This is a genomic window from Stenotrophomonas veracruzanensis, from assembly GCF_032911525.1.
Lineage (GTDB): Bacteria > Pseudomonadota > Gammaproteobacteria > Xanthomonadales > Xanthomonadaceae > Stenotrophomonas > Stenotrophomonas africana.
This window is the reverse complement of record NZ_JAWJTI010000001.1, coordinates 350,908-362,023: the sequence shown is the minus strand read 5'-3', so window position 1 is coordinate 362,023 and position 11,116 is coordinate 350,908. Positions and strand designations below refer to the sequence as shown.

8 protein-coding genes are annotated in these 11,116 nt (G+C 66.7%); 6 read left to right on the top strand and 2 right to left on the bottom strand.

What is annotated here, in order from left to right:
* The first annotated feature begins 217 nt into the window (after positions 1-217).
* The 5 genes from R1H25_RS01650 (at position 218) to R1H25_RS01630 (ending at position 6,715) form a co-directional block, all read left to right on the top strand.
* Positions 218-1,357, top strand: coding sequence for an OprO/OprP family phosphate-selective porin (locus R1H25_RS01650; RefSeq protein ID WP_208043015.1), 1,140 nt, complete (start codon positions 218-220; stop codon positions 1,355-1,357).
* Between the two features lie 75 nt (positions 1,358-1,432).
* Positions 1,433-2,761: a CitMHS family transporter gene (locus tag R1H25_RS01645; RefSeq protein WP_057500562.1), complete on the top strand. Its 1,329-nt coding sequence runs from the start codon at positions 1,433-1,435 to the stop codon at positions 2,759-2,761.
* 24 nt (positions 2,762-2,785) lie between these two features.
* Positions 2,786-3,526, top strand: a complete 741-nt coding sequence (gene phbB / locus R1H25_RS01640) for an acetoacetyl-CoA reductase (RefSeq protein ID WP_057500557.1) — start codon at positions 2,786-2,788, stop codon at positions 3,524-3,526.
* 206 nt (positions 3,527-3,732) lie between these two features.
* Positions 3,733-4,257: a hypothetical protein gene (locus tag R1H25_RS01635; protein WP_317222430.1), complete on the top strand. Its 525-nt coding sequence runs from the start codon at positions 3,733-3,735 to the stop codon at positions 4,255-4,257.
* A gap of 160 nt (positions 4,258-4,417) precedes the next feature.
* Positions 4,418-6,715 (top strand): TonB-dependent receptor domain-containing protein, encoded by a 2,298-nt coding sequence (locus tag R1H25_RS01630; RefSeq protein WP_317222429.1) that lies wholly within the window; start codon positions 4,418-4,420, stop codon positions 6,713-6,715.
* Between the two features lie 438 nt (positions 6,716-7,153).
* Here R1H25_RS01630 and R1H25_RS01625 read toward each other — a convergent pair whose 3' ends face one another.
* On the bottom strand, positions 7,154-8,407 hold the full coding sequence (locus R1H25_RS01625) for a flavohemoglobin expression-modulating QEGLA motif protein (RefSeq protein WP_107380401.1): 1,254 nt from the start codon (positions 8,405-8,407) through the stop codon (positions 7,154-7,156).
* A gap of 209 nt (positions 8,408-8,616) precedes the next feature.
* On the bottom strand, positions 8,617-9,726 hold the full coding sequence (gene rsgA / locus R1H25_RS01620; RefSeq protein WP_049448338.1) for a ribosome small subunit-dependent GTPase A: 1,110 nt from the start codon (positions 9,724-9,726) through the stop codon (positions 8,617-8,619).
* Between the two features lie 114 nt (positions 9,727-9,840).
* Between rsgA and R1H25_RS01615 the strand changes: the two genes are divergently transcribed.
* The gene (locus R1H25_RS01615; protein ID WP_057500553.1) at positions 9,841-11,115 is read left to right on the top strand and encodes a pyridoxal phosphate-dependent aminotransferase; all 1,275 of its coding nucleotides are present in this window, start codon (positions 9,841-9,843) and stop codon (positions 11,113-11,115) included.
* Position 11,116: the final 1 nt, after the last annotated feature.

Genomic DNA, 11,116 nt, shown 5'->3' with positions numbered 1-11,116 from the left:
GAATGCTACCGCATGCCGCTGCCGCACTCGCCGCGCCCCGCCGGAGGCAGCAGCGGGTCGCTTTACGCTGCACCGCACAATCCGTTGACAGGACGATGACAGCTTGCCCGACCCAGACTGCGGCCGCGCACCGTCCGGTGCCCACGATTGCCGCGCGCCTGGCGCGCACCTGGGAGGGTTTGTGGAATTCACGTTTGCCTGGCGGCGTCCTGCCGCCATGATGGCGCTGGCTGCCCTGTCGGCGCCGGCCTTTGCCGCCGAAGACGACCGTCCGGTCACCGCCACCCTCGGTGGCCGCCTGCACCTGGACTTCGCCACCTTCGACAACGACAACCGCGGCACCCCGAACAAGGACGACACCGAAATCCGCCGTGCGTGGGTTGACGTGTCCGGCAAGTTCTTCGTGGTCGACTACAAGCTGGAAGCCGATTTCTCCGGCGACCGCGTCGAGGCGAAGGACGTGTACCTGGCACGCAGCTTCGGCAAGGCCGGCAAGCTGACCGTGGGCCAGTTCAAGCAGTACTTCTCGCTGGATGACCGCACCAGTTCCAACTACGGCAGCTTCCTGGAGCGCGGCAACGCCGGTACCACGCTGGCGCCGCTGTACCGCCTGGGTGCGTCATGGCAGGCCAACCCCGGTGACTTCACCTGGGCGGCCAGCCTCTACAGCCTGGAAAGCATCGACGCCTGGCAGGTGAAGGGGCGCGCTGCCGGTGGCCGCGTCACCTGGGCACCCTCGCCCAGCGACGGCGACGTGCTGCACCTGGGCCTGTCGCTGGCCCGCGAGGCCTACGACAACCCCGGCGCAAACGGCGTGCCCGGCCTGCGCATCCGCCCGCGCCCGGCCGGCCACCTGTCCGACGAGAGCCGCCTGACCCTGGTCGACTTCTCCGCCGGCCGCGATACCGACGTCAACAAGTGGTCGCTGGAGTACGCGCAGGTGCGCGGCCCGCTGTCGTGGCAGGGCGAGTTCAGTGGCGCCACCTTCGATGACGGCGCCCAGCGTGGCGATGTGATGGCCGCCTACGGCATGCTCAGCTGGTTCGTGACCGGCGAAAGCCGCGCCTACGACCGCAAGACCGGTCGCTTCGCGCGAGTGAAGGACATCCGCCACAAGGCCGGCGCCTTCGAACTGGCGCTGCGCTATGACCAGATGTGGGGCGCGCAGCATCTCGATGGCGCGCCGGACCTGCGCCGCGGCAGCACCGAAGCCTGGACGCTGGGTGGCAACTGGTACCTGCGCGACAACCTGCGCTTCATGCTCAACGTGATCGAAAGCCGCAACCGCGACCGCCTGGCCGGGGTGACGGTGGACCGCACGCGCGCGGTTACCGGACGCCTGCAGTACGACTTCTAAACCCGGATTCCCGGGCATGCCGCCCGGGCGCCTTCCACTCCCCCACGTCCTGTTTTCGCAAGGAGTCCGCAGATGATGCTGAGCATCCTCGGCTTTGGCATGGTCATTACGTTCATGTACTTGATCATGAGCAAGCGCCTGTCGCCGCTCGTCGCCCTGATCACCATCCCCATCCTGTTCGCGCTGATCGGTGGCTTCGGCGCCGGCATCGACGAGATGATGCTGGAGGGCATCAAGAAGATCGCGCCGACCGGCGTGATGCTGATGTTCGCCATCCTCTACTTCGGGGTGATGATCGATGCGGGCCTGTTCGATCCGCTGGTGCGGGTGATCCTGCGCTTCGTCAAGGGCGATCCGATGAAGATCGTGCTCGGCACCGCGGTGCTGGCGATGCTGATCTCGCTTGATGGTGATGGCTCGACCACCTACATGATCACCGTCTCGGCGATGCTGCCGCTGTACCAGCGGCTGGGCATGAACGCGCTGAACATGACCTGCGTGACCATCCTCGCCGGCGGCGTGATGAATCTGACCCCATGGGGTGGCCCGACCGCACGCGCGGCCACCGCGCTGCACGTGGACCCGGCCGACGTGTTCGTGCCGCTGATCCCGTCGATGGTGATCGCCTGTGCCGGCGTGCTGCTGCTGGCCTGGTACCTGGGCCTGAAGGAACGCCGCCGCCTGGGTGTGGTGACCTTGCCGCAGGGTGGCAGCTGGATGGACAACAGCGTGTCCGATGACAACAACGCGCTGCCGTCGGTGGAGGACGCCGAAGACATCAAGCGGCCGAAGCTGCTGTGGGTGAACCTTGCGCTGACCGTAGCGCTGATGACCGCGCTGATCATCGGCGTGCTGCCGATGCCGGTGCTGTTCATGGTCGGCTTCGCCATCGCCCTGGTGATCAACTACCCGAACCTGGCCGAGCAGCGCCGCCGCGTGGTCAACCACGCCGGAAACGTGCTGTCGGTGGTGTCACTGATCTTCGCCGCAGGCATCTTCACCGGCATCCTCAACAACACCGGCATGGTGGAGGCGATGTCGCACAGCTTCCTGGCCGTGATTCCGGAATCGTGGGGCCCGTACCTGGCGGTGATCACCGCCGTGGCATCGATGCCGTTCACCTTCTTCATGTCCAACGACGCGTTCTACTTCGGCGTGCTGCCGATCCTGTCCGAGGCGGCCAGCAACTACGGCATCACCCCGGTGGAGATGGCGCGCGCCTCGCTGGCCGGCCAGCCGGTGCACCTGCTCAGCCCGCTGGTGCCGTCCACCTACCTGCTGGTGGGCCTGGCCAAGGTCGAATTCGCCGACCACCAGAAGTTCACCCTGAAGTGGGCCATCGCCATCTCGATGCTGCTGATGATCGGCAGCCTGCTGTTCGGCCTGTATCCCCTCGCCGCCTGACCCTTTGCCAAGGAGACTTCTGCAATGACGCTTCGAATCGCTTACGTCACCAGTGGAATGGGCAGTGTCGGCACTGCCATCTGCCAGAGCCTGGCCCGCAGCGGCCACACCGTGGTTGCCGGCTGCGCGCCTAACTCGCCGCGCAAGGCCAACTGGCTGCGCGAGCAGCGCGAACAGGGCTTCGACTTCATCGCCTCCGAAGGCAACGCGACCGACTGGGCCTCGACCAGCGCCGCATTCGCCAAGGTCCGCGCTGAAGTCGGCGAGGTGGACGTGCTGGTCAACAACTCCGGTGGCAGCCGCGACCTGCTGTTCCGGCAGATGACGGTGGAGGACTGGAACGCGGTGATCGCCTCCAACCTCAATGCGCTGTTCAACCTGACCAAGCAGGTGGTCGATGGCATGGCCACTCGGGGCTGGGGGCGCATCATCAACATCGGCTCGGTCAGCGCCCACAAGGGTCAGATCGGGCAGGTGAACTACGCCACCGCCAAGGCCGCGATGCATGGCTTCAGCCGTGCGCTGGCGGCGGAAGTAGCCTCGCGCGGGGTCACCGTCAACACGCTGTCGCCGGGCTACATCGCCAGCCAGGCGATCAGCGGCTTCCCGCCGGATGTGCTGGACCGCCTGGCCGCCTCGGTGCCGGTGCGCCGCCTGGGACGCCCCGAGGAAGTGGCCGGCCTGTGCGCCTGGCTGGCCTCGGATGAAGCCTCGTACGTGACCGGCGCCGACTATCCGGTCAACGGTGGCCTGTACATGGGTTGAGCCCGTCTCCACGCAACGCGTGGACCGCCTCCCCCACGGAGTGCGCGGGGCCGGTGAACCTTCGCTTTCGAGGGGGATCCGGCCCCTTTTTGTTTCTGCATTTTCGGGACGTATTGCCCGACACATCGGCAGAACCGGTGCTATACCTCCAACGCTCGCCGAGCCCGATGGATGAACGGCCGGCATCGCGGATCAAGGAGGTTGGCATGCGTGCATTGCTGATTGCGCTTCTTGTGGTCGCCACCCCGCCACTGGCGGCCACCCCACCTGCTGCCACTGCGGATGAGGCGGATGCAACATGGCGGCTCGTGGAACGCTGGTCCTTGCAGCTGGCACGCTCTGACCTTGTCGCGCAGCTATCGCCACTGGCGCCGGCCGGCTCGCATTCGGAAGCAAGAAGGGGCCGGGGCGACAGCGCCACCATCGATCTGGCGCCCTTCGTGGTCGCCGGGAGGATCAAAGGGCCTTCTGGCCAGATCTACACCGATGCGTCGGGGCGAATCATCAAAGGCATTACGCTGCGGCTGGGCGGCGCCTGCATCTCGCGAAAGCAGATGGGTCGTCGCTACCCCGACTTCAACGTCCTTTCCGTCCCGTCAGGGCATAGTCTGGACGAGTCGACGGTGCTCGGCACGGTAGTGAACGGCATCCAGATCGGGTTCTCATTCTCCGAACATGACCGTGACTGCATGGACCATCTCAAATTCAGCTGGCCCGGTGAGCGCTTCTGATTCCCACCCGCATACCGCCATGACGAACATGTTGCAGGACACGCACGGCGGCCCTGCACCGTTCGTTGGTTTTTCGTAAAGAAGGTTTCATGTTCCGTTCGCATAGTGGCCATGCACCGCGCACGCGTGGCGGTGACCACCCCCAATGCAACGGACCACCATGCAGACCCGACACCTGACGATCGCCGTGGCGATCGCGCTCTCCGCCGCCGCCAGCGCCCATGCCGCCACCGCCGCCGATACCGGCGCCAGCACCGATGCCGCGCTGAGCGCGCAGACGCTGGATACCGTCTCCGTGATCGGCCAGGGCGAGACCCGCCAGGTGCAGCGCATCACCGCCGTCGACAAGCAGGTGCTGCCGCCGGGCACCAGCGGCCAGAAGATCCTCGACCGCCTGCCGGGCGTGTCGGTGCAGTCCAATGATGCCTTCGGTGCCAACGAGGAATCGCAGACCATCAGCCTGCGCGGCTTCGACAAGAGCCGCCTCGGTTACACGCTGGACGGCATTCCGCTGGGCGACAACAGCTACGGCAACTACAACGGCCTGAGCATCGCCCGCGCGATCATCGCCGAGAACCTGGCCGGTGCCGAGCTGTCGCAGGGCATCGGTTCGCTGGGCGTGGCCTCGACCAGCAATCTGGGCGGCACCATCCAGTACTTCTCGATGGACCCGTCCACCGAATTCGGTGGCCGCGCCAGCGTCACCGTTGGCGACGACAGCCAGCGCCGTGGCTACCTGCGCGTGGATACCGGCGACATCAACGGCTTCTCGGCCTACGTGTCCGGCGTGCACCAGGACCAGGACATGTGGGCCGCGCCATACCAGAACCAGACCACCCGCCAGTTCAACGCCAAGGCGGTGTGGAATGTCGGCGATCACCGCTTCGGTGCGTTCGTGGCCACCTCGCGCGCCAGCCAGGCCAACTACGCCTATCTGTCCAAGGACATGCTGGCCCGCGGCCTGGGCTGGGATTGGAACATCTACGCGCCGGACTGGGATCGCGCCGTCGCCGCTGCGTACTGCGCGCCGGGTACCTACAACAAGGCACGCTGCGCCTTCAGCGGCGGCGTCAACAGCATCGACGACGCGTACTACCAGAGCCGTGCGCTGCGCGACGACAACCTGTACTCGGTGGATGCGGACCTGCGCCTGGGCGAGCAGGGCCGCCTGAAGCTGCTGGCCTATCACCACGACAACCGTGGCCAGGGCCACTGGTGGGCACCGGGCCAGCCGTCCTACCCGGGCACCGACAAGATGCTGCCGATCTCGATCCGCAGTACCAACTACACGATCAACCGCGATGGCCTGACCGCCGCATTGTCGTGGACGGTCGGTATCCACGAGCTGGAAGCCGGCCTGTGGTACGAGCAGAACGACCATAACGTGTCGCGCAACTTCTACTACATCAGCGGCCCGTTCCTGGACGACCTGTACCTGAAGAACCCGGACCGCCTGCTGTTCAACCAGGACTTCGACATCCGCACGCGCCAGTTCTACGTGCAGGACCGCATGCGCTTCCTGGACCAGCGCCTGACCGTGGATGTGGGCATCAAGAGCCCGAACACCCGCATGCGCGCCGCCGCCCAGCCGGGCGTGGAAACCAGCATCGCCTCGGGCACGTTGACCGCCAAGGAATCGGTGCTGCCGCAGCTGGGCCTGGGCTTCAAGCTCAACGCCAACAACGAGCTGTTCGCTTCGTACGCCGAGAACATCGCCGCCTTCGTCGGCGGTGGCAGCGGCGGCCCGCTGCAGGTGTCGCCGGAATCGTTCGCGGCCAGCGCTGGCCTGGAGCCGGAGAAATCCAAGAGCCTTGAAGCCGGCTTCCGTACCTTCGGCGAGAAATACCAGGCGTCGATCGCGGCCTACAACGTCAAGTTCGACAACCGCCTGCTGTCGCTGAACCCGTGCTCGAGCATCGAGGTCGGCACGCGCCCGGAGTGCGTGACGCGCTTCATCAACGTCGGCTCGGTGAAGAGCCACGGTGCGGAGCTGACCTTCATCCTCAAGCCGATCGACGGCCTGCAGTGGTACAACGCGCTGTCCTGGAACAAGACCACCTACGAGGATGACTACACCTCGGGCGGCGCCATCGTACCGGTGGCCGGCAAGATCACGGTGGATACGCCGCAGCGCATGGCCTCCAGTGAAATCAGCTGGAACCGCGATGGCTTCTTCGCCAGCCTGCGTGCCAAGTACACCGGCAAGCGCTACTACACCTACACCAACGACCAGTCGGTGCCGGGCGTGACCACCTTCGACGCCGGTGCGGGCTACGACTTCGGCCCGGGCCTGGGCCTGCGCAACGTGCGGGTGTCGTTGAACGCGACCAACCTGACCAACAAGCGCTACGCCGGCCAGCTGAGCTCGTTCGCGCCGACCGATCCGAAGGGCACGCGCTATGCGATCCATGCGAGCGCGCCGCGGCAGTTGTTCATGACGGTGGCGGCGGAGTTCTAAGTCAGAAGCGGGCACTGCGGAGCATTGAATGTTCCTGCATGGCGCGGGTAGGCAGGCCCATGCAGGACACGCCGTAAACCCGTCCTTGGGGGCTCGATGGCGCCATCCATGGCGCCAACGGTCCTGCCTCGGCCCGTCCCACCTCGCTCGACAATCCCCTGCGCCGGCGCGGAGGCAATGGAAAGCAAGAGCAAAAGCAAAGAGCCGGGCATTGCCCGGCTCTTTGCTTTTCAAGCTCTTCAAGCGCAATTCCTCTGGTGGATTGCTGGCCGTCTCGCAGGAAATTGTCTGGAGCGGGGGGCTTGCGCTGGCCAGGACCGTCCACGGCATGGATGCCGTGGCCGAGCCTACAGGGACGTACTTGCGGCGTGTCCTGGCCAGCGCAAGCCCCCCGCTCTCTCCGATATCAATCAAGACGCCACAAGCCGCCAACGCATTTCATTCCGGCGCCAGCTGGTCCATTCGTATCCGGTTGGCAAACAGCGAGAACGCCAGCATGCCGGCCAGGCCGTTCGCCCGGCTCATCCAGTGCGGCAGCCAGCGAGGCGGCTTCAGCACCCCCGACTCGAACAGCGGCGCGAACGCGATCGCATCGGTCAGGCTCATCTTGCCCGCGAACAACCAGCGGCAGACCTGCAGGCGGTCCTCGGCCAGCATGTGGCGGAAGAAGGTGTGCACCGATACCAGTCCGCGCAGGTACACCGTGTCCTTGGTGAAGGCGAGGCCGCCACTCGGCGGTACCCCACGGAACACGCGCTGCGCCGAGGCGAAACTCTCTTCCGGGTTCTGTCCGGCATCGCAGAAGTAGCGGAATACCTCGATGAAATCGGCGCCTTCGCGCGCCATGGCGATCGCTTCGGTACGCAGGCTGATGCGCTTCAGGCGCTCGATGTCGATGCTGCCGGTGATCTGTTCGGCGAAGGTGGCCAGCCCTTCCTGGGTGGCCGTTACCCGCGGCGACGACAATGCCAGGCTGGGCAACACGGGTTGTTCGCGGCCATTCAATGCGGTCAGCGAATGTACCAGCGCTTCGTGGTGGAACAGCTGCGCGCGGTCGTAGGCGCTGAAGCGCGCACTGGTGCGCAGCCGGATGCGGGTCGGGCCGGCAGCGGCCTTGGACACCAGTTCCGGGTCGAGCTGCACCTGGATGATGCGCGATTCGAAGAACGCATCCAGATCATTCTGCAGCTGCAGCTGCAGGGCGATGGCCGAGACCGGCACCTGCTCTTCCGGCGCCAGCAGTTCGTGGTCCAGTTCGGCCGCAATCTGGATGAAGTGGCGCGCCGCTTCGCGCGTGCTCGGGCCATTGCCCGGCAGCGGCTGCTCGGGGGCGCCGAACAGCTGCACCGAACAGGTATCAACGGCGGCGGTGCCCAGCCCTTCCAGCAGCTGCGCGGCCAGGTCCCAGCTCTGCGCTGACTGCCGCACGTAGTGGCCCAGCGGATGAGTGTCGTCGCAGTCGGCGGCGATCGAGCCCAGCGCGCGACGTTCTTCGCTGAAGTCCAGCCGTGGGTAATCCACCTTCGGCAGCACCGGCTGGCCACGTGCCACGCTGTCCAGGAACGGTGCCTGCACCGTTGCCGGCCAGCTGGTCAGGCCCAGCAGGCGGATGCCTCCCACGGCCTCGACCAGGCGCGCATCGAGCGCTGCATGGTGGGCCACGTCACGGTCCAGCGTCGCAGTCGGTTCCATGCGCGGACTATAGCGCCCTGCCCTTGCTTTGGTAGGTGCCAACGTTGGTTGGCATCCGCCGACGGCGAGCTTCGGACACACCCGTGCCAACCAAGGTTGGCACCTACCAGGAGCCGGCAGTTGGCACCCGCCCGAAGCAGGCAGAGGCGGGTTCATTGCAGGGGTCAGCGCCCATTGCGGCGCAATGGGATCCGACCCCGCGGTACCGATCAGCGCCTACGCGGCTTGCCTGCCGGGCGGAACTGCTGGCCCTTGCCCTTCTTGCCGCCACGCTCCTGCGCGGTCTCGGCCTGGCGCACCGCCAGCTTGGCGGCGGCGGCGGCCACTTCTTCCTTCAGCTTGAAGTAGTTGAGCAGCCGGCTCTCTTCGATCTCGCCCGCGTCGATCGCTGCGCGTACGGCACAACCCGGTTCCTGCTGGTGCTTGCAGTCGTTGAAACGGCACTGCGCGGCCAGCGCTTCGATATCGGCGAAGCCACCTTCGGACAGCGTCTCTTCACCGGTCGGCTTCAGCTCGCGCATGCCGGGGGTGTCGATCAGGCAGGCGCCCATCGGCAGCGGCATCAGCGCGCGATGGGTGGTGGTGTGGCGGCCGCGCGAATCGTTGGCGCGCACCGCGTTGGTCTTCATCCGCTGCTCGCCGAGCAGGGTGTTGGTCAGCGTGGACTTGCCGGCACCTGAGGAACCGACCAGCACCACCGTGCGGCCCGGGCCCAGCCAAGGTTGCAGCACCGCCACGCTGTCGGCATCCAGGCCGTTGATCGCATGCAGGGCGATACCCTGCATCTCCAGCTCTTCCAGCACTGCCAGTGCGTCCTCGCTGTATTCGGTCTGGTCGGCCTTGGTCAGCACCACCACCGGTTCGGCACCGCCACCGCCGACCAGCAGCAGGTAGCGCTCGATGCGGCGCGGATTGAAGTCGGCATCCAGGCCGCAGACGATGAACACCGTGTCGATGTTGGCCGCGATCACCTGCTGGTGGTAGTGCTCACCTGCGGCGCCTCGCTTGATCGCGGTGCGGCGTGGCAGCAGCGCGACGATGCGGATGCCATCGAGCAGCACCCAGTCGCCCACCGCCGGCCGTTCATGGCTGGGGAAGCGCGGGCGCTGCCATTCCGGCAGCGACTCGGCCTTGATCGACGCATCCGGGCCATCGGCCACCACGTAGTGGGTGCGGTGCTGTTCGATCACCCGCGCCGGGCGGGCCTGCGGATGTGCGGCCATCGCGGCCTGCCAGTCGGCCTGCTGCGCCGGGCCCGGCCAGGGCCAGCCAATGGTCTGCAGGGCGATGAAATCGGGGGTCTGGGTCATCGCCGCCATTCTACCTGTGCCGGCGCCCTGCCAGCCCAGCAATGACGGGCCCGGCGCCCTTGCCATGCATTGCAGCAATTCCGGTAGGATGGAAGCCCCATGCCTTTTGACGGCCCAGCTCCCATGTCCACCAACTCGCCCAAGCCCCTGGCCATCCGCGAGCGCCTTTCCGAAGTGCGCTACGAAATCCGCGGAGAACTGGCGCGGCGAGCCCGGGAGCTGGAGGCGCAGGGCCGCAAGCTGATCAAGCTCAACATCGGCAATCCGGGCGCTTTCGGTTTCCGCGCGCCGGAGCACCTGCAGCGTGCGATCGCCGACGACATGGGCCGCACCGACCCGTACACCCATCAGCAGGGCCTGCCGGTGGCGCGCGAGGCCATCGCCGGTTACTACGCCCGTCGTGGCGCACCGGATGCGCACCCGGACCGCGTGTTCGTCGGCAATGGCGTCAGCGAGCTGATCGACCTGTCGCTGCGCGCGCTGCTCAACCCGGGCGATGAAGTGCTGGTGCCCTCGCCGGACTACCCGCTGTGGTCGGCCTCGACCATCCTCAACGATGGCCGCCCGGTGTACTACCGCTGCGCTGCCGAGAACGGCTTCCAGCCGGACCCGAGCGAAATCGAGACGCTGGTGTCGTCGCGCACCCGCGCCATCGTGCTGATCAATCCGAACAACCCCAGCGGCGCCAGCTACCCGCGCGAACTGCTGGAGCGCGTGGTCGAGATCGCACGACGCCACAACCTGCTGTTGCTGGTCGATGAGATCTACGACCAGATCCTGTACGACGACGCGGTGTTCCAGCCGGTCGCGCCGCTGGCCGGTGATCATCCGTGCCTGACCTTCAGCGGCCTGAGCAAGGTGCACCGCGCCTGCGGCTGGCGCGTGGGCTGGGCCCACCTCAGCGGCGACGACGCGCGCCTGGGCGACTTCCGCGCCGCGCTGGACCTGCTCGGCGCGCTGCGCCTGTGCGCCAACGTGCCGGGCCAGTACGCCATCGAAGCCGCGGTGAACGGCCCGGATACCATTTCCGAACTGTGCACGCCGGGCGGCCGCCTGTATGAAACCCGCCGCGCGGTGATCGAGGCCTGCGAAGCCAGCGAACACCTGTCGCTGGTCGCGCCGGCCGGCGCGCTGTACGCGTTCCCGGCTGTGGTCGGCGCCGCCGCCAAGGGCTTCGACGACCACAACTTCGCGCTGGACCTGATGAACAACGAAGGCGTGCTGGTGGTACCGGGTTCCAGCTTCAACGTGCCCTACCGCCATCATTTCCGCGTGACCCTGCTGCCGGAAGCCTCGGTGATGCGCGATGTGTTCGCGCGCATCGACCGCGTGCTGGCCCGCCGTGCCGAGGACGCAACCAAGGTCGTGCCGCTGAAGCCACGCCGTTCGGTAGCGTGAG